Source organism: Streptomyces fodineus (assembly GCF_001735805.1).
In the GTDB taxonomy this organism is placed as follows: domain Bacteria; phylum Actinomycetota; class Actinomycetes; order Streptomycetales; family Streptomycetaceae; genus Streptomyces; species Streptomyces fodineus.
Map to the genome: position 1 here is coordinate 676,266 of NZ_CP017248.1, position 19,486 is coordinate 695,751.

15 protein-coding genes are annotated in these 19,486 nt (G+C 72.7%); 7 read left to right on the top strand and 8 right to left on the bottom strand.

Annotated features, from left to right (window positions below; all coding sequences use genetic code 11):
* Positions 1-70: 70 nt before the first annotated feature.
* The 3 genes from BFF78_RS03005 to BFF78_RS03015 form a co-directional block, all read right to left on the bottom strand.
* Positions 71-2,350 (bottom strand): catalase, encoded by a 2,280-nt coding sequence (locus BFF78_RS03005; protein WP_069776822.1) that lies wholly within the window; start codon positions 2,348-2,350, stop codon positions 71-73.
* A 442-nt stretch (positions 2,351-2,792) separates the two neighbouring features.
* A complete protein-coding gene (locus BFF78_RS03010; protein WP_069776823.1) occupies positions 2,793-4,256 on the bottom strand; it encodes an aminotransferase class I/II-fold pyridoxal phosphate-dependent enzyme in 1,464 nt (487 codons plus the stop codon).
* Between the two features lie 104 nt (positions 4,257-4,360).
* Positions 4,361-4,720 (bottom strand): ANTAR domain-containing protein, encoded by a 360-nt coding sequence (locus tag BFF78_RS03015; RefSeq protein WP_069776824.1) that lies wholly within the window; start codon positions 4,718-4,720, stop codon positions 4,361-4,363.
* A 133-nt stretch (positions 4,721-4,853) separates the two neighbouring features.
* Here BFF78_RS03015 and BFF78_RS03020 point away from each other — a divergent pair, with 133 nt between their 5' ends.
* Positions 4,854-5,807 (top strand): helix-turn-helix transcriptional regulator, encoded by a 954-nt coding sequence (locus tag BFF78_RS03020; protein WP_069776825.1) that lies wholly within the window; start codon positions 4,854-4,856, stop codon positions 5,805-5,807.
* Between the two features lie 31 nt (positions 5,808-5,838).
* On the opposite strand, the gene BFF78_RS03025 is transcribed toward BFF78_RS03020, so the two are convergent.
* From BFF78_RS03025 to BFF78_RS03045, 5 genes are all read right to left on the bottom strand, one after another.
* A complete protein-coding gene (locus BFF78_RS03025; protein ID WP_079161121.1) occupies positions 5,839-7,998 on the bottom strand; it encodes a discoidin domain-containing protein in 2,160 nt (719 codons plus the stop codon).
* 111 nt (positions 7,999-8,109) lie between these two features.
* On the bottom strand, positions 8,110-9,465 hold the full coding sequence (locus tag BFF78_RS03030) for an FAD-binding protein (protein WP_069776827.1): 1,356 nt from the start codon (positions 9,463-9,465) through the stop codon (positions 8,110-8,112).
* A gap of 163 nt (positions 9,466-9,628) precedes the next feature.
* Positions 9,629-10,435, bottom strand: coding sequence for an inositol monophosphatase family protein (locus BFF78_RS03035; RefSeq protein WP_069776828.1), 807 nt, complete (start codon positions 10,433-10,435; stop codon positions 9,629-9,631).
* Positions 10,436-10,519: 84 nt separating this feature from the next.
* Positions 10,520-12,307 carry an RICIN domain-containing protein gene (locus tag BFF78_RS03040; protein WP_335755302.1) on the bottom strand — a complete coding sequence of 596 codons (1,788 nt, stop codon included), beginning with the start codon at positions 12,305-12,307 and terminating at the stop codon, positions 10,520-10,522.
* A 132-nt stretch (positions 12,308-12,439) separates the two neighbouring features.
* The gene (locus BFF78_RS03045) at positions 12,440-13,621 is read right to left on the bottom strand and encodes an FAD-dependent oxidoreductase (RefSeq protein WP_227025689.1); all 1,182 of its coding nucleotides are present in this window, start codon (positions 13,619-13,621) and stop codon (positions 12,440-12,442) included.
* 105 nt (positions 13,622-13,726) lie between these two features.
* On the opposite strand from BFF78_RS03045, the gene BFF78_RS03050 reads away from it, so the two are divergent.
* From BFF78_RS03050 to mdlC, 6 genes are all read left to right on the top strand, one after another.
* Positions 13,727-14,050, top strand: a complete 324-nt coding sequence (locus BFF78_RS03050; RefSeq protein ID WP_069776829.1) for a ribosomal protein L7/L12 — start codon at positions 13,727-13,729, stop codon at positions 14,048-14,050.
* Positions 14,051-14,130: 80 nt separating this feature from the next.
* The gene (locus BFF78_RS03055) at positions 14,131-15,138 is read left to right on the top strand and encodes a Ppx/GppA family phosphatase (protein ID WP_069776830.1); all 1,008 of its coding nucleotides are present in this window, start codon (positions 14,131-14,133) and stop codon (positions 15,136-15,138) included.
* A gap of 147 nt (positions 15,139-15,285) precedes the next feature.
* A complete protein-coding gene (locus BFF78_RS03060) occupies positions 15,286-16,254 on the top strand; it encodes an ABC transporter substrate-binding protein (protein WP_069776831.1) in 969 nt (322 codons plus the stop codon).
* A gap of 14 nt (positions 16,255-16,268) precedes the next feature.
* Complete coding sequence (locus BFF78_RS03065) at positions 16,269-17,051, top strand: ABC transporter permease (RefSeq protein WP_069776832.1); 783 nt, start codon at positions 16,269-16,271, stop codon at positions 17,049-17,051.
* Entirely contained in the window at positions 17,048-17,878 is an 831-nt protein-coding gene (locus BFF78_RS03070; protein WP_069776833.1) for an ABC transporter permease, read from the top strand. The genes BFF78_RS03065 and BFF78_RS03070 overlap by 4 nt, the downstream gene beginning before the upstream one ends.
* Positions 17,875-19,485, top strand: coding sequence for a benzoylformate decarboxylase (gene mdlC / locus BFF78_RS03075; RefSeq protein ID WP_069776834.1), 1,611 nt, complete (start codon positions 17,875-17,877; stop codon positions 19,483-19,485). Before BFF78_RS03070 ends, mdlC begins: the two co-directional genes overlap by 4 nt.
* The last annotated feature ends 1 nt before the right edge of the window (position 19,486 follow it).

Consider the following 19,486-nt stretch of genomic DNA (forward strand, 5'->3'; position numbering starts at 1 on the left):
CCCGGTGGGCCTGTGCCGTGCAAGGACCGCTGTGGGACCGGTCGTTGTGGCGCAGCCGGACGCGGGGCCGTCAGGCAGTGGACGGGAAGCGGTCCCAGACGCGGTGGGAGCCGAGCAGCCGGGTCAGCTCCTGAAGGACCGTCGTGGCGCCGTCGCCGGCGATCACGCCGGGCGCGTCGAGGGGGATACCGGCCGCCTCCAGCGCGCTCTCCCCGCCCTTGGCGGCGCCGATGGCCTTGCCGTGCCGGTAGGCCTCCGCCAGCAGCAGCCCCACGCGCGGGTCGGGCGCGCCGTCGCGGTCGGTGGGCAGGCCCGCCTTGGCGTCCCGGGCGCCGTGGGCATCGACGCCGATGCCCGGGGTGCCGGCCACCAGGAGCGCGTCGAACTCCACGGACCGCGCCGTGGCATAGGTCCGCTGGACGGCCGGTGCGTCCGTGCCGGAGCCGAGGGTGCCGCCCCTCGGTGCGACGACGAGCGGCACCATGCCGGAATCCAGCACCTCCTGACGTACGGCCCGCACGCCGTCGAGGTCGCCGTCGGGGCCGCTGATGATGCCGATGATCCGGCCGTCGGTGGGCCAGGTGTGCCCGACCTGGGACAGGGCCGGGCTCGGCGCGACGTCGGCGAGGGGCACGGTGGGTTCGGGGGCGGGCAGGCCGAGGCCGGTGGCGACAGCCGCGCACAGCTCGGGGTCGATGTTCGCCAGGACCCGCAACGCCCGCTCCTTGATGGCCTGTTCGTAGCACTTGCCGAGTTCGAAGGTGTAGGCGCCGATGATGTGCTCGCGCTCCACGGGGCTCATGCTGAGCCAGAACCGGCGCGGCTGGCTGAAGTGGTCGTCGAAGGACGCCGGTGCCTCCCGTACCTTCGTCGCCTCCGGCACCCGTACCGGAGCCTCGACGAACGCGCCCGCGTCGGCGCCGGCCGTGAACGGGCAGCCGCCGTCGAGGGAGTTGGGGCGGTAGGGGGCCACGCCGCGGTGTACGGCGCTCTGGTGGACGCCGTCGCGGGTCATGTCGTTGACGGGTGCGTGCGGCCGGTTGACCGGGATCTGCGGGAAGTTGGGCCCGCCCAGGCGGGTGATCTGGGTGTCCAGGTAGGAGAAGAGGCGTCCGGCGAGCAGCGGGTCGTCGGTGATGTCGATGCCGGGGACGAGGTGTCCGGGGTGGAAGGCGACCTGCTCGGTCTCGGCGAAGAAGTTGGACGGGTTGCGGTCGAGGGTGAGCAGCCCGATGGGCTGCACGGGGGCGAGTTCCTCGGGGACGATGTTCGTCGGGTCGAGCAGGTCGATGCCCCGGAAGGTCTGGTCGGAGGTGTCGGGGAAGGTCTGGATGCCGAACTCCCACTCGGGGCAGGCACCCGCCTCGATGGCGTCGGCGAGGTCCCGGCGGTGGAAGTCCGGGTCGACACCGCCGATGATCTGCGCCTCCTCCCACACCAGGGAGTGCACGCCCAGCTTCGGCTTCCAGTGGAACTTCACCAGGGTCGTCCCGCCGTCGGCGTCGACCAGGCGGAAGGTGTGGATGCCGAAGCCCTCCATGGTGCGCAATGAGCGCGGGATGCCCCGGTCGGACATGTTCCACAGGGTGTGGTGGGTGGCCTCGGTGTGCAGCGTGACGAAGTCCCAGAAGGTGTCGTGGGCGCTCTGTGCCTGCGGAATCTCCCGGTCCGGGTGCGGTTTGGCGGCGTGGACGACGTCCGGGAACTTGATCGCGTCCTGGATGAAGAAGACCGGGATGTTGTTGCCGACCAGGTCGAAGACGCCCTCGCTGGTGTAGAACTTCGTCGCGAATCCACGGGTGTCCCGGACGGTGTCGGCGGAGCCGCGGGAGCCGAGCACCGTGGAGAAGCGCACGAACACCGGCGTTTCGACGTCCCGGGCGAGGAAGGCCGCCTTGGTCACGTTCGCCGCCGTGCCGTAGCTGCGGAACACGCCGTGTGCTCCGGCGCCGCGGGCGTGGACCACACGCTCGGGGATGCGTTCGTGGTCGAAGTGCATGACCTTCTCGCGCAGGTGGTGGTCCTGCAGGAGCACCGGCCCACGGGGACCGGCCTTGAGCGAGTGGTCGGTGTCGTACAGCCGGGTCCCCTGGGCGTTGGTCAGATAGCTGCCGCTCTGCGCCATCCGTGCCTGGTCGGCGCCTGTGGGCTGCCCGGTGGGCGAGACGGTGTCCGGGGCGGTCTGGTCGGCCTTGAGGGGGAACGGCTCATGGGGTTCGGTCGGCTCCGCGACCGGCGGCGCCTCGGGGCCGGGCTTGCCGGGGATGCCCTGCTCCGGGCCCGCGCCGTCGCCCCGCAGGACGTCCGTCGCCTTGTCCGCCGCTCGTTTCAGGGGGTTCGTCTCGCTCATCGCTACTCTTCCTTGGCTGGTCACGGGGTGGGCCCGGCACCGGCGAAGCGGGGCGTGCGGCGCGCGGTGGCCACGCCCGGGCATACGGCCGAGAGAATGAACAAATCGAGTGAAAGAGGTCGACGTGGTCCTCGTGCCGGGGTCCCCGGGCCGGGGTGTCCGAAACCGGAATCGCGGAGGATTTCCGGTCGGGGTGAAGTCGGGCCGTCTCCCATCGAGTTGCCGGGAAGGGAGGCCCACCGGACGTGCCGTCCGGACCCGGGGACCGTCATGCAGGGCCACATGGCCCCGGTCGAGGGTGTCTTCGTCGCAAGGGCCGGCTGTTTGACCCGGCAGTCCGGCATCCGGCCGCCCGCATCCGCCACCTTAGGCGCTGCCCCCGGGCCCCGCAGTTCGGGAGCGGCGTGCGCCGCGGGCGCCCTCGGCGCACGCGCGGGACCGATCACGGGCGGGCGGTGACGCGCAAGGTCTCCAGCGACGAATCCGCCGCGTCCGCGATGAGGAAGCCGTGCCGCACTCCGCTGCGCAGGAAGTCCAGCACCTCCGTCGTGATCACCTCGCCGGGCGCCACGACGGGCACCCCGGGCGGGTAGGGGCTGATCATCTCGGCGGAGATCCGGCCCACGGACCGTTCGGCGGGTACCTGCTCGGCGGGCCCGAAGAACGCCTCACGCGGCAGGACCGCCTGCTCGAGTTCCAGCGCGCGGGACTCGGGCAGCCGGACGGCGGGCCGGCGTTCGACGGAGCCGGCGTTCTCCACCAGGGAGCGCATGGCGTCCAGGAGGACCTTCTCGGTCTCGTCGTCATCGGCGTGGGTGATCGAGGCGTTGATCCGGCAGCTGTCCGAGCCGCCCACGTCGACGTGCCGGTGCGCCCGCAGCCATTCGGCCGCCTGCATGCCGCTGATGCCGAGGCCCCGGACGTCCATGACGATCTTCATCGGGTCGAACTCCACCGCCAGGCCCTCCTCGACGACCTCGCCGCCCATCACCCGCAGCCCCGGCAGTTCCCGCAAGCCCGCCCGGATGCGCTCGGCCCGGTGGACGGCCACGTCGAGCAGCTCGCGGCCCCGTTCGGCCATCTGCCGCCGCCAGCCGTCCAGGGCGCCGTACACCAGGGAGGAGGCGCTGGTGGTGCCGAGCAGGTCCTCGCGCTGCTTGAGTACCTCGGGCGCCACCCGGTCGTGCTGGAGGTGGAAGACGGAACTCTGCTCGATGGCACCGCCCATCTTGTGCACGCTGGTGACGACCAGGTCGGCATCGGCGTCCATGCCCCAGGCCGGCAGATCCGGGTGGAAGGGCAGATGGGCGCCCCAGGCCTCGTCCACGATGAGCGGTATGCCGTAGGCGTGGCAGGCGTCGGCGATGCCCCGGATGTCGGCGCAGGTGCCCCAGTCGGTGGGCGTGATCAGCAGCATGCCCTTGGCGTCGGGGTGCTCGCGCAGGCGGGCGCGGACGTCGTCCGGCTCCGGTGGATGGGCCAGGTGCCGTTCGGCGTCGAACTTGGGATGCACCCAGATCGGCTCCACACCGTTGATGATCACCGCCGCGACGACCGACTTGTGGGCGTTGCGGGACAGCAGCAGCTTCTCCCCCGGGCCCGCGACCGAGAGCATCGCGGTCTTGACGGACAGGGAGCTGCCGCAGGTCGAGAAGAAGGCGCGCTCGGCGCCGACCGCGTCGGCCATCAGTTCCTGTGCCTGTTCCAGCACTCCCTGGGACTGCCGGCGGTCGTCCAGGCCGTTGAGGGTCAGGACGTCCGAGCGGAAGACGTCGATGCCGAGGACGCCGGCGACCCGGGGGTCGGTGCCGCGGCCCTGCTTGTGTCCGGGCGGCCCGAACACCACGTCTCCGCGGCGCCGGAACTCCTCGAGGGCCTCGAGTACGGGTGCGCGCGAGTGATCCATGTGTTCCTCTTCCTCTGCGGGCGTGCGGAGGGTGCGGCCCCGTCCGCACGGGCCGCACCGACCGTGTTGCACCCGGTGCGCACTCGAAACGCCCGGTGAGTCCCTCAAGCGACCGGGCGGCAGCTCGGGACCTGTCCGTCCCGCTCTGCCGAGGCTGCGGAACCGTGGGGTGCGTCGCGTGCCTGGGCCACCGCCACGGACAGGGCCCGGCGGATCTCTTCGGGCAGCCGGCGGCCGGCGGGCCACTGCACCAGACAGCGGGCCACCTCCCGGAGTTTGACGTTGGTGTGCTGCGAGACCTGCTTGAGGACCTCCCAGCCCTGCTCCGGCCGGAGCCCGCCGGCGGTGATGACCACGCCGATGGCCTGGTCGACCAGGGCGTGTGAGACCACGGCCCGGCGCAGCTGGGCCACCTCTTCCTCAAGTGCCGTCACTCGATCCGCCTGCTCGTCGTGTCCGATCATGCCGCTCACCCTGCGCAATGCGCCCGGCCGGCGCCAGCCGCCCGGCGAACGACGTCACCGGCGGCCGTACAGAAAACGAAGGCCGCCTGGTCAGGGGTTACATATCCGGACCGTTCCGGGGGATGCGCAAGGCATGGACACACTCACCTTCGACAGCGCGGACCTGGAGGTCACGGAGGACTTCCTCAGCCGTGCCTACGCCAGGATGCGCATCGGCAGCAGCACGCCCGAGGCCGGTCGGGCCCGGATCCGGCGCAGCGCCATCGCGCCGGTGAGTGTCGACGAACTCGCGCTGGACTTCGACATGAGCTATGCCGTGACCCCGCTGGGCCGGATCTGCCTGTGCGTCGTACACGAGGGAACCGTGCGAGAGCATCGCGTCCAGGGCGTCGAGGACTCCTTCGGGCCGGGTGACGTGGTGCTGTTCGCGCCGCCCGACCTGCCGTACTCGGGGCGGATCTGCCGCGCCCGCTACAACATCACGATGCTGGACCCGGCGCTGCTCGACCAGGTGGCCGCAGGCCCGGACGGCGCGCGGCCGGTACGGCTGACCGGTCACCGGCCGCGCTCGGCGGCCGCGGCCCGCCAGCTGAGCGGCACGATCCGCCATCTGCGCGATACGGTGCTCTGCGACCCGGAGACCGCCGACCAGCCGCTGATCGCGGCGACGGCCGCGCAGTATCTGGCGGCGAGCGTGCTGACCGCGTTCCCGAACACGGCCCTGCCCGAGCCGACCGCGACCGACCGCCGCGACGCGCATCCGGCGATGCTGCGGCGCGCCCTCGCCTTCATCGACGACCACGCCGACCAGCCGGTCACGGTGGCCGACATCGCCGCGGCGGCCCATGTGACGGTGCGGGCCCTGCAGTACGCCTTCCGGCAGCACCTGGACACCACCCCGCTGGCCCATCTGCGCGCGGTACGGCTCGCGCACGCCCACCGCGACCTGGTGGCCGCCGGACCGGGCAGCGGGGAGACCGTCACGGCGATCGCCGCCCGCTGGGGCTTCCACCATCCGGGCCGCTTCGCCGCCGTCTACCGGGACACCTACCGGCGTTCTCCGCACACCACCCTGTCCGGCGGCTGAGGCCGAGTGCGTCCCGGGGCGCGGACCGGGGCTAGGGGAACGACGTCACCTTGGAGGGGACGGTGCCGGTTCCCGAGGTGGGTGCGCCGGTGTCGTCGACGACGTGGGCGTACTGGCCGTTGCCGCCGAGGGAGATCACCAGCAGGTCGTGCATCCTGATGCCGGAGCCGTTCGGTACCTGGAAGCCGTGGGCCTGGACGATCGTGGGATCGGCCGTGTAGTTGCAGTAACTGCCCAGGCCCCAGGCCTCGTGGGTGGCGACGGAGTCGGCGACCTTGTAGGCCGCGTAGCCCACGATGCCGTCATGGGTGATGGCGGCGGCGTTCGGGGCGTCGTACGCCTTCTCGTTCTGGAAGAAGATCGTCCGGCCGCGTTCTCCGCTCCAGTAGACGTCGTACTTGTTGAAGTGTTCGACGAACAGGCCGGTGGCGAGTACGTCGTCGCCGTTGACTCTGAGGCCGTAGTCCGCGCGGTTGGTGTCCCAGCCGACGCCGCTGCCGTGGTCGGCGCGCCAGAGCCAGGTGTGGTCGATGATGACGTTGTTGCTGTTCACCACGACCGAGTTGGTGGCGAGGCCGGGTCCGGCGCCGCCGATGCGGATGAATACGTCCTGCATGGTGGTGGGGTTCGCGGAGTGGTCGGCGGTGGAGCCGGGTGTGCCGATGCGGAGCAGCGTGTCGGAGGCGACCGGTCCGGCGTCGATGAGGAACCCGGCGAGCCGTACGCCGTCGACGTCGGCCACGTGCATCGCGTCGATGCCGTTGTCCGGCACGAGCGTGGCGAGACCGAGGCCGAGGACGACGGTGTCGGCGCGGGTCACGTCGATCGTCTGGTCGAGGTGGTAGATGCCGGGCGTGAAGAGGAGGTTGAGGCCCTGGGCGAGGGCGGCGTTGATGGTGGCCGCGGTGGCTCCGGGCTTGGCGACGTAGAACTGCTCCAGCGGGATGGACGTACCCGGGGTGTTCGGCCAGGAGACGCCGCGGGCGTTGGTGCGCCGGGACGGGACGAACACCTTGTAGGCGGAGCCGTCCAGGTAGAGGAACGGCTTCTCGCGGGAGGCCGGGGTGGTGTCCAGCGTGGTGTACGGGCCGCTGTCGAAGTTCGTCGCGGGCGCGCCCCGGACGCCGGAGAACGTCATGTTCCAGACGCCGTTGGTCCAGCCGCCGACCGAGCTGTCGCGGGTGTACCACTGCTGCTGGGAGTACGGGCCCACCGTGCCGTCGATCTCCGAGTCCGCGATGTAGCCGCCGGAGGCCCAGCCGTAGCCGGTCGGGGCCAGGTTCATGCCGCCCTTGACGTGGATGCGCCGGAAGGGCGCCGCCTGGGCGACGGCCCAGCGGTCGGTGCCGTTGGACGGCGTGATCGCGAGGTTCTCCGCCGAACGCCAGAAGTTCTGCGTGGCGTTGCCGTTGAACCAGCCGGCGTCGACCGTGACGTCACCGTTGATCTGGGTGTCGTCGGGGTTCAGGCCGAGCCCGGAGAGGGAGGTGTAGAAGCCGAGCTGGGCGTTGATGCCGTGGTACGTGCCCGGCTTGAGCAGGAACTGGTAGCGCCCGGTGCCGAACTGGGCCGACTCCTGCTGATGGAAGACGTCGTCGAACTTCTGCTGGAGGTTGGGGGTGGAGGGGTCGACGACGATGACGTGGGGACCGAGGTCGCCGCCGCCCTGGACCGGCCCGGTCGGGCTGGTCGTGGTGTGCACGGCGGCCTCCCACAGGGAGTAGCCGTACCCGGTGCCGCGGGCGGTGCCGTAGATCCGGACGTACCGGCCGGAGCCGCTGACGTCGTACGACGCCGTGCCGCCACGCGCGCCGGTGACGGTCGTGAGGGTGGTCCAGTTCTGCCCGTCGGTGGAGGCCTGGAGCTGGAAGTCCTTGCCGTAGGCCGTTTCCCAGTCCAGGTCGATCGCGCACAGGTCCTTGACCGAGCCGAGGTCGACCTGGAGCCATTGCGGGTCGGAGAACTCACTGGACCAGCGGGTCGTGGTGCTGCCGTCGAAGGCGGCGGAGGCGGGGGTGCCGGCGTTCTCGGTGGAGGACGCCGTGGCGGGCTTTCCCTGGGCGGCGTTGGCCGTGTCGCAGGTCTGGGTCCCGGCCGCGGCGGCGGTGGTGTGGGCGAGGGGCAGGGTGATCAGCGCCGCCATGGCGGCCAGCGCGACACCCAGCGCTCTCGGTCCTGTGCGGCTTCTCATGTGGCGGCTCCCAAGGGCAGGCGGAGTCAAACAGATGACCCCACGGCTTAGTTCATGGTTTGATTTAAGTGATGAGCCAAGCGGGTGACAAGCCTTCGGGAGCCAAATCCTTCAGAACCGCATGCCATGCCCGCGCGCCAGGACGAGATGGGGGTCGTGGCGCCGTTTGGCCTCGGCGAAGGCCGGCCAGCGGCTGCCGTAGTGCTCGCGCCAGTCGGCGTCCGACAGGGGCAGGGCGTTGACGGGGTAGGCGACCGCGCCCTGGGACCGGGCGAGTTCGTAGGCGGCACGGTTGGCGGCCAGCATCGCCGCGACCGTCTCCGGGCTGCCGGGCGGGGCGGTGCGCAACAGGGCGAGGAGATACAGGACTTCGCCGGACGGGCGGCTGAAGAAGGGGGCGCGCAGCCGGTCGGAGAGCAGCGGGTACAGCAGCACGAGGCCGGTGGTGCGCAGGTCGCCGAAGGCCGGGTCGGCGAGTACGGCGCGGACGACGGTCTCGGCGCTGTCGTGCGGGAGCAGCAGATTGAGCCACGGGTGCGGATACAGCCACTCCCCCGTCTCCCGCAGCGCCTCCTCGTCGGTGTCCACGCGGTGGGCGAACTCGCCGTATCCCAGGTCCTCCGTCTCCAGGGCGGCGGAGTCGTGCGCGAGGCCGTCGAGGAGGGCGTCGTCGTCGGGCGGGCACGGGCCGTCGTGCGGGGCCACGGCCTCGATCATGTACGGCCGGCCATGGTCGCCGGCCGGCCTGGCCTGGCCCTCCAGATAGGTGAAGCGCTGTTCCTCGGCGAGCCGCCGCTGGTCGGCGAGGTAGCGGGTGAGGTCGGCGTAGTAGAGGCAGTAGCGGCGAACCCGTTCGGGTGCGGGGACCAGGCGCAGGGTGGCGGCCACGATGACGGCGCACTGGCCGAGTCCGCCGAGCACGGCGTGGAAGAGCCCGGGGTCCCGGTCGGGCGAGCAGAGCCGGTGTTCCCCGGCTCCGGTCACCACCTCCAGTTCCAGGACCTGGTCCGCGACCAGGCCGTGCCGGTGGCCCCCGCCGCCGAGTCCGCCCGCCGACAGGACACCGCCGACGCCCGCGCCGAGGTAGTCGGTGAGCACCGGCGGGGTACGGCCGTGCGGAAGGGTGGCCGCCAGCACCTCCCGCCACAACGCGCCCGCCTGCACGGTCACTTGGCCGTCCGCCACGGGGCCGACCTCGTTCATCGCCCGCAGGTCCAGCACGATCCCGTCGTCCGCCTGACCCTGGCCGTACATCGAGTGGCCGCCGCCGCGCACGCTGACCGGGATGCCCCGGGGTCCGGCGAACTCCAGCAAGGCCTGGATCTCGGCGGCGGACCGCGGGCGCAGGACCGCCAGCGGCGGGGCCGACACGATGTGCCCGAAGTCCTGTGCGGCCTCACGCAGGGCTTCCGGGCTGGTGTCCAGGGCCTGTTCGAAGCGGGTGGCGAGGTCGGCGGCCAAGGTCATGCGGGCATCACATCAGACGAGCGGCGCCTGCGTCGAGACGGCGGGCCGGCTCTCGCCGCACCTGTCACGCCGCTTGGCGAAGGGATTCAACTCCGGGCGCTGGTCCTACTGTTGACGACTCAGCGCTTCAACTCAGCGCGCCTGCCGGCCTGGACCGAGCCTTTCAGCCCCTCTGGTTCTTCACGAGATCCAGCAGTGCGGCATGGGTCTCCGCGTCCGCCGCCGCGACGAGTCCGTGTGCACCGCTGAGCACGGGCTCGCCGTACAGGCCGGTGACCGTGCAGCCCGCCGCGCGGCACAGGGCGATCCCGGCCGCGAAGTGCACGCTGTCGCGCAGGTCGCCGTCGGTGACGTAGGCGGCCCGGCGTCCGGCGGCGACCCAGGCCACCGCGAGGGTGCTGGAGACCACCCGGGGCCGGAACCGTCCGGCGAAGCCCGGGTCGGCGAGGAGGTGGACCGCTCGGAAACCGGGGGCGTTGGGGAACGGCGGGTCGAGGTTGACGTCCACCAGGGCGGATCCGGCCCAGGGTGTCAGCGGCTCGTCCTCGCCACCCCTGTGGACCCAGGCCGCTTCGCCGTCGGTCCAGAACACCTCGCCGCTGAACGGGTCGGCGGTCGCGGCGGCCGTGGCCTCGGCCCCCTCGCGCAGGGCGACGTTCACGCCGGCGAGCACGGTCCGGACCGCGTAGTTGAGGGTGCCGCACAGCGGGTCGACGAGCCAGCGCCGGTGGGCGCCGGCGGCGCCGGAGCGTCCGCTCTCCTCGCCGGTCACGGCGTCGCCGGGGCGGGCGGCGCGCAGCACGTCCAGGATGGCCCGCTCGGCGGCGAGGTCGGCCTCGGTCGCGAAGTCGCCGGCGGACTTGTCGTAGCGCGCGAGCCTGCTGCCGTAGAGGTCACGGACCACGGCGGCGCCCGCCTGGGCGGCGGTCAGGGCCAGGCGGGCGTCGGATTCCCCGTTGCTGATCGGCATGGGCGCAGGATAGCCGGAGGTTTCCTGGCGTCCGCAGGGAGTTGAGCGCCCGCGACGGCGTGTCGCGGCACTCCCGCGGAGCGCTCAGGTCGCGGTCAGGGACAGGCTCTGTTCCGCGGCGGAGCGCCCCGCGCCGACGGAACTTCCGCTGTGGTCCGTCCAGTTGCGTACCGGCGTGGTCTCGGCGAGCCGGCCGGACCTGCCGGAGAGGCCGAGCACCAGGCCGCTGTAGCGGTTGACCAGACGGTAGGTGCCGCCGCGGGCGTTCGCGATCACGAACCACTGCTGACCGACCGACGGCCCGCCGGCCCGTGCCGCGGTGACGGTGGGCCTGGCACCCCAGGCGCGGCCCCTGGTGGAGGCGGAGTCGACGCCGAGCAGCCGGCCGCTCGCGGCGTTGGCGATGGTGAAGGCGCCGTCGCCGGTCGGGGTGAGGACCCAGGTGTCGCGGCCGGATCGGGTGGGCCGCGCCAGCGAGGTGGTGGCGGTGCCGCCGGAGGCCTGGGCGAGGATCCGGCCGGCACCGCTCGCGATGCGGTAACCGCGGGTCGTGTCCATGGGCGCGGCCGCGGGTGCGGTGGAGTCGACGGTGAGGTCGACGTACTCGCCGGAGGCGTCGTGCGAGCAGCCGAAGGCGCAGTAGGAGCGGAAGGACCTGCCGACGATCGTGGAGCCGGTACGGTTGGCGCTGTCGAGGAACCAGCGGTACCAGGAGGCGTTGGTGTAGCCGCCGGTGTCCCCGATGAGGTGCCACTTCTGGGAAGTCAGATCGTCGGTGGCGTAGAGGTACTGCGGTGACTTCCCGCTCTGGTCGACGGCCTGCGGTTCGCCGATGTAGAGCCCGAGGTAGGCGTCGTAGGCGATGTTCATGACGAACAGCGGCGAGGTCGGCGGCATCTTGCCGGCCGCGATCTGCTGCGCGGCGGTGCCGGTGTTGGCCGGGTCGTACTCGGCGGGGGCCGGGGTGTAGCCGGTGGGGTGGGCGGAGTCGACGGGGACGATGTCGCTCTCCTTGCCGCCGGTGCCGGGCTGGGACCAGGCGCCGTCGTACCACTTGCGCCAGGATCCGGGGGCCATCTTGGCGGAGATCGGGGCGCGGGCCACATGCTCGTAGAACGCCTTCCAGCCACCGCTCTTGTCGATGATCCGGGAGCCGTAATAGACGTAGAAGTAGCCGGATGCGGTGTCGACGAAGAGGCGCTGGTCGCCGTCGCCGTAGGAGTACGTCTGGTTCGGGAAGGCCGTGGTGTCGCCGCGCTCGGTGCTGTACGGGGATGTGATCACGTGGTCCTTGATGGTCCAGGTGCGGCCCCGGTCGGTGGAGACGGCGTAGTCGATGGCGTCGTAGTGCAGTCCGTCGCCGAAGGGCTGCGGGGTGAACTCGTTGTGCACCAGGCCGTACCAGGCGCCGGTGTCCGGGTCGACCCACACCCCGGACAGGTCGCAGTAGTTCTTCTGGGCGTAGCCGGAGCCGCTCGGCGCGTACGTCGCCTGCCGGCCGGTGGGGCTGTTGTTGCAGCGCCAGGTGGTGTCGTCGTTGCGGTCGGCGGAGTTGGCGGGGTTCACCGCCTTGCTCAGGGTCTTGTCGAAGGTCGCGGAGTCGAAGTCCTTGCCGGTGTAGAAGTCCCAGGTGCGTGGGTCCTTGGCGCCGTACAGCGCGGCGGACTGCTGGTAGTGGAAGGTGCCGTCCCGGTCGAGGTAGGGGCCGGCGGGGGTGTCCGTGGGGTGGGTGAAGGGCACCGGGGTCCCCACGGTCACGGTGTAGGTGGCGTCGGCGGGTGGCGCGGCCGACGCCGGGGACACGGTACCGCCGCCCAGGACCAGGGCGGCAGTCGTCGAAAACACCGCGACGGCGCCGCATGCTCTGCTCAAGAGTCGCAACTGTGCTCCTTGTTGCCGAAGGGCCGGTTGCACGGAACGATCCGGCTCCGGCGGTTTCCCCGGCAATGGACTCCAGTGCTCCGCCTCTTGCACTTTCGCGCGCCCGTCCGCTCGGCGTGCCGGTCAGGGCTCCTCGGGCGGGGGCGCGGACAGCGGGCTGTCCCACGCCAGTTGACGCAGGAGCGCTTCGTCCGGTTCGGCGGGACGGGCCACGACCGGACCCGGACGGGACGCGTTCCGGCCGCCGCGGGAGATCCCGCCGCTGACGCTGATGTTGTGTTCCACCCGTGGGCGCCGATGGCGTTCGTAGGCGGCGAAGGCGGCCGGGGCGCCGGGCAGGTCCCGCAGCGCCTTGGCGAGGACGACGGCGTCCTCCAGGGCCATCGAGGCTCCCTGGCCGGTCGCCGGGGAGGCCGCGTGGGCCGCGTCGCCGATGAGCAGGGTCCGTCCCCGGTGCCATACGGCGGCGAGCGGCATCTCGGTGGCGTTGGTGACCATGACGGGCCCCTGGGAGGCGGCGACGATGTCCGCGGCGGGCGGGCAGTCCTTGCGCAGCAGCGGCAGCAGGTCCTCGCGCCACGGGGCGCGCCGCGCCGAGCCGCCGGCGGGCAGCGGCTCCGTGCTCACGCGGGCGAACCAGTACGTCTGTCCGGCCGGCGACACCGCGTATCCGAACGTGGTCCCGCCGCCCCGGACGAAGGTGATGACGCCGGTGCCGTCCGCGCCCGGTGCGGTGCCCGTGTAGCCGTAGAAGATCCGCTGGCCCGCGTACAGGGGCCGTGCGCCGGGGGTGAGGAGCCGACGCACGGTGGAGTTCAGCCCGTCGGCGCCGATGAGCAGGGCCGCGTGGGCGGTGCTGCCGTCGGCGAACCGGGCGGTGACGCCGTGCGGGCCGTCCGTGACGGCGACCAGCCGGGCGCCATGGCGGACGCGGATGCCGCGCCGGGCGGCCTCGCCCTGCAGGGCCGCGTTCAGCTCGCCGCGGCGCAGACAGCGGTAGCGCAGCCCGGGTTCGGCCACCTCGCCGAGCGGTGCGTGGGTCAGCTCGGTGCCCTCGTGGTCGAGCAGCCGCAGCGAAGTCAGCGGAAAACCGACGGCCGTGACGGCGTCCGTGGCGTCGAGCTGGGCCAGGGCGCGCATGCCGTTGCTCGCCAGGGTCAGGAACGCGCCGATGTCCTCGGCCGTGTCGGGGTGTGCCTCGTACACGGTGACGCCGTACCCGGCCTTGTGCAGCCCGAGCGCGGCCGCGGTCCCCGCGATGCCGCCGCCGATCACCAGTACCCTCGTCGCGTCCGTCCTGCTCAAGTGCCGCTCCTTGCGCCGACAGTGGTGGTGACCATCTATAGGGCAGGGACGGGCTCCGTGGCGGGGTGGGGGCTGGGATCAGGACAGGTACCGAGGGGGTGCCGGATGGAGGAGCCGCCGTTCGCGGTGGTGCTCACGGGTGCCGGGGACCGAAGGACGGACGTCGTGCAGGTCCTGCGGAGCGTCACCGGTCTGAGTGCCTGGCACAGTGCGCGGTTGTGCGCGGCCGTCCCGGTGCCGGTGGTCGGGGACACCTGGTTCGAGGCTGCCGCCGGGGCCGCGGCCCGGCTTCGGGCGGCCGGGGCCGAGGCGGACGTGGTGTGCGGGTGGTGTGCGCGCACCGTGCCGCCGGACGGGCGTCCGCTGGACCCCCGTCCGTGCGCGGCCTGCGCCTGGTCCGCCTCCGGCTGCCCCGCGAGCCGTTCCTGAGGTCCTGCCAAGCCCGTGGTGTGCACACTGGCGCCCCCTGAATGACGGGTTCCCATCGGGAAACTGGGTACTTCCCGGCCATGCGGCTGAGCGTGGTGGATGCGGGGTCGAACACGGTTCGGCTGGTGATCGCGGACGTGGAGGGCGGCGTCCCGCTGCCGGTGCACACCGTCAAGTGGAAGCTGCGCCTGTCCGAACACGCCGGCCCCGACGGCACTATCACCGACGAGGCGGTGGAGACGCTGGTGCAGGCCGTGGGCGCGGCCGGCGCCACCGCCCGCAGGTGGCATGCGCCGGGGCCGCTGGCCTTCGCCACCGCGGTGGTGCGCGGCGCCCCGAACCGGCAGGAGGTGCTGCGGCGGGTCGCGGCCGGGACCGGGGTCCGCATGTGCACGCTGCCGGGTGAGACCGAGGCCGAGCTGACCTTCCTGGCGGCCCGGCGCTGGCTGGGCTGGCACGCCGGACCGCTCGCGGTGCTCGACATCGGCGGCGGCTCGCTGGAGGTGGCCTTCGGCCGCGGCCGGCTGCCCGACTTCGCCGCCTCCCTGCCGCTCGGCGCGAGCCGGCTGACGCGCGAGTACCTCGGTACCCACGACCCGCCGGGACCGGAGGAACTGAAGGAGCTGCGCCGCCGGATCCGCCATGAGCTGCGGGACGTGGCCTCGCGGATCCGCTGGGAGCGGCCCCGGACGGCCGCGGTCAGCTCCCGTACGTTCCAGCAGCTGGCGCGGCTGTGCGGGGCGGCGCCCGGCCGGTACGGGCCGTTCGTGCGGCGGGAGATGCGCTGCCGGGATCTGCACGAGGCGGCCCGCACCCTCGCCGCCCTGCCCGCCGCCGAGCGCGCCCAGCTGCCCGGGATCTCCGCGCCGCGCGCCGAGCAGAGCCTGGCCGGGGCGGTCGTCGGGCACACGGCGCTGAAGCTCATGGGGCTGCGCGGCGCCGTCGTCTGCCCCTGGGCCATCCGCGAGGGCGTGCTGCTGCGCTACATCGAGGACGGCCCGGACTGGTGGACGGACGCGACCGGCACCGCCGACACCACGGCACAGCCCACGGCGGCACCCCTGCGCATCGCGACTCCGCCGGCCTGACCGGCGCCGAGGCTCTTGGTCGAGCACGGCGGTCGGCGGGCACGCGCGGTGCACGAACTCGCTCCGCACAGCCGCCTGTCCCCGAAAGCCCCGAAACCCGCCCCCGACCTGTAGCGATCATGACAAAGGCAGGGTAGTCATGCCGGTATGGCATTACGTCGATCACGATCGGGAACGAAACGGCTCGCCGCACTCGTCGCCGCCGCGGCGCTGATCCTCGTGGGCTGCGACAGCGGCGGCACGTCGTCCTCCGGCGACGGACGGCAGCGGCTGACCGTGGCGGCGCTGCCGCTCACCGACTCGGCCGCCCTCTATCTCGCCCGGGACCGCGGGCTGTTCGCCAAGGAGGGTCTGGACGTGCGCATCCAGCCCGTCCAGCAGAGCATCCAGGCGCTGCCCGCGCTGCTCAAGGGCCAGGTGAGCGTCATCGCGAGCGCGAACTACGTCACCTACCTCCAGGCCTACGAGAAGGGCACCCTGGACCTGCGCATCCTCGCCGAGGGCGTCCGGATCGCCCCGCACATGATGGACGTCCTCGTGCCCAAGGACTCGGCGCTGAAGAAGCCCGCCGACCTCGCGGGCAAGAAGGTCGCCGTCGCCGTCCTCAACAACATCCAGTCCCTGACCCTGAACGCGATCCTCGACGCCCAGGACGCCGGGCGGCCCGTCTACCGGCAGATCCTGTTCCCGCAGATGGGCCCCGCCCTGGAGAAGGGCCAGGTGGACGCCGCCCACGCGGTCGAGCCCTTCGACACCGCCATCCAGGGCGAGTTGGGCGCGCGGGTGCTGCTGGACGCCGGCTCGGGACCGGCGCTCGGCCTGCCGGCCAGCGGGTACATCACCACGGCCGACTTCGTGAAGAAGAACCCGAAGGCCGCCGCGGGCTTCCGGCGTGCCGTCGAGGCGGCCTCGAAGCTCGCCGCCAAGGATCCCGGAGCGGTCCGCACGGAGCTGCCGAAGTACGCCAAGGTGACCGCGGACCAGGCCGCGTCGATCCATCTGCCGTCCTATCCGGCGACCGCCGACCCGGCCGCACTGCGCCGGCTCATCCGGCTCATGCGGGAGCAGGGGCTGCTGAAGAAGGACATCGATCCGGCTCCCCTGCTGGCGAAGTGACACGGCGTCAGGATATGCTGCTCGGCCTGCTCGGCGCGGCGGGGGCCTTCGGGGTGTGCGAGGCGGTCTCCCGGGCCGGGATCGTACGGCGCAGCTACCTGCCGCCCGCCTCCGAAGTCCTCGTCCGCGCCGCCCGGTTGACGGCTGACCCGGTCTTCGTCGACGGCATCGGGGTGACCCTGCGGGCGTGGGCGCTCGGCCTCGGGCTCGCCTGCGCGATCGCCGTACCGCTGGGGCTGCTGCTGGGCGCGGTGCCGGTCGTGGAGGCCGCCGCACGCGCGGTGATCGAGTTCCTGCGGCCGCTGCCGTCCGTCGCGCTGATCCCGCTGGTGTCGCTGCTGCTCGGGTCGGGCACGGAGACGGAGGTGACGCTGATCGCGTACGCCTCGCTCTGGCCGGTGCTGTTCAACACCGTCTACGGCCTGGGCGAGACCGACCCGCTGGCCAAGGACACCCTGCGGGCCTTCGGGTTCGGGCGGCTCGCGGTGCTGCTGCGGGTGGAGTTGCCGGCCACCGCGCCGTTCATCGCCGCCGGGGTGCGGATCTCGGCCGCGGTCGCGCTGATCCTGGCCGTCGCCACGGAGATCCTCTCCGGCTTCGGCCAGGGCCTCGGCATCTTCATCGCCCAGGCCCAGACGGCGACGGACGGTACGCGGGACGTGCTGGCGGGGGTGGTGTGGGCGGGCGGTCTCGGGCTGGTGATCAACGGCGTACTGGTGGGCGTGGAGGGGCGGTTGTTCGCCTGGGCGCTGGAACCCGGCCCGGAGGCAGGGAAGTCGGAGCGGGGCCACCCATGACGGGGACACAGGGCAACGCGTCCGGCTCGCCCCGCGCCACCGCCGTCCCCTTCCTGCTGCGCTGGGCGGTGCTGCTCGTCGCCGTGGCCTGCTGGGAGCTGGCCGCACGGGCGCGGGGCAGCGTCTACTTCCCGCCGCCGCTGCGCATCGCCCGGCACGCGCGCGACCTGTGGTTCTCGGGCGCCGTCGATCATCTGTTCCTGACCCCGGCCGCCGTCGACACCATCCTGCCCAGCCTCGGCCGGATGGCGGCCGGGTTCGCGCTCGCCGCCGTCGCCGGAATCACCCTGGGGATTGCGATGGGCCGCTCGCGCCGGGCGTACGCGCTGTGCAACCCGGTGCTCCAGTTCGCACGGTCCGTGCCGCCGCCCGCCCTGGTGCCGGTCTTCGTCGTCGTCTTCGACTTCGGTACGCCCATGCAGGTGGCGTCGATCGTGTTCAGCGCCGTATGGCCGGTGCTGGTCAACTCGGCCGAGGGCGCCCGTGCCACCGACCCGCTGCGGCTGGAGGTGGCGGCCGTGCTGCGGCTGACGGCGCCCGAACGGCTGTGGTTCCTGATCCTGCCCTCGGCGCTGCCCCGGATCTTCGCGGGGCTCCGGCTCAGTCTGTCGCTGTGCCTGATCCTGATGGTGTTCTCCGAGCTGCTGCCGGGCGCCGACGACGGTATCGGTTTCACGCTCACCGACGCCCAGACACGCTCGGACCTGCTCACGGTGTGGGCCGCGCTGATGCTGCTCGGCGCGCTGGGCTATCTCCTCAACACCGGCTTGCTGGCGGTCGAGAAGCGGCTCGTCGGCCCGAGGACGTCCGCGGGGAGGACGGCATGACGACGGTCACGGTGCGCGAGGCGGTCGTACGGTTTCTGCGGGAGACCGGCATGACCACGGTGTTCGGCAATCCGGGCTCCACGGAACTGCGGATGTTCCGCGACTGGCCGGACGACTTCACCTATGTGCTGGGCCTGCAGGAGTCCGTGGCCGTGGGAATGGCGGCCGGGCACGCGCTCGGCACCCGGCGTGCCGCCTTCGTCAGCCTGCACTCGGCCGGCGGGGTGGGGCACGCGCTCGGTGCGGTGTTCAACGCCTTCCGCGACCGGGTGCCGCTGGTCGTCGTGGCGGGACAGCAGGCGCGCTCACTGCTCCGGTTACGGCCCTTCCTCGGCGCCGACGAACCGGCCCTGTTCCCGCGCCCGTACGTGAAGTCCGCCCGCCAGCCGGAGCGGGCCGAGGACGTGCCTGCCGTGCTCGCCGAGGCGTACCGGATCGCGATGACGCATCCGCGCGGCCCGGTGTTCGTGTCGGTGCCGGAGGACGACTGGGACCGGCCCTCCGAACCCGTCCCGCCCCGCACGGTGCACGCGGCGTTCACGGCCGACCCGGACGCCCTGCGCGCACTCGCCGCCCGGCTCACCGCCTGTGCGCGCCCGGCGCTCGTGGTGGGCCCAGGGGTGGACGACGAGGACGCGCTGGAACAGGTCCGGGCGCTCGCCGAGCGGACCCGGGCCGGGGTGTGGATCAGCCCGCTCTCCGGCCGCTCCGGTTTCCCGGAGTCGCATCCGCTGTTCCAGGGGTTCCTGCCGCCGATCGCCCGTCGACTGGCCGCGCGGCTCGCTCCGTACGACGTGGTGGTGGCCCTCGGCACCCCGGTGTTCACCTACCATGTGGCGGACGACGGTCCGCCGCTCGCGCCCGGCACCGAACTGTTCCACCTGGACTGCGACCCCGGCCAGGCCGCCTGGCTGCCCACCGGCACCAGCATCGTCACCACCCTGCGGCCCGCCCTGGAACGGCTCACCGAACTGCTGGACAAGGAACCCGACCACGACCCGCCACCACCCAGGCCGGCCCCCGCCCCGACCCGCGCCGAGGGGCACATCACCCCGGAGCTGTTCTTCGATCTGCTGAGCGCCCGGCTGCCGCGCGACCGGGTCCTCGTCGAGGAGGCGCCGAGCCACCGTGACACGCTGCACGCGCGCGTGCCCGTCGAGTCCGGCGGCGGCTTCCTCACCACGGGCAGCGGGGCCCTCGGCTGGGGCCTGCCGCTCGCGGTCGGCCGGGCGCTCGCCGACCGGCGCCGGGTGGTGTGCGTGGTCGGCGACGGCTCGGCGCTCTATTCGGTGCAGGCGCTGTGGAGTGCGGCCCGGCACACGGCACCGGTCACGTACGTCCTTCTGGACAACGGCGGTTACGCGGCCGTCCGCGCGCTCGGCCGCCGGATCGGCATCGCGCCCGTCCCCGGCACGGACATCACCGGCATCGACTTCGCCGCCCTCGCCGAGGCCTTCGGCTGCCCTGCGGCCCGCGCCGAACACGCCGAGGAGCTGCCTGCCGCGCTGGACCACGCCCTGGGCCACGGCGACGGCACCGGGCCCTTCCTGCTGCACCTGCGGGTCGGCGGAAGCGCGGGCACCCTGTACGAGCCCTGGGCCGGGTGAG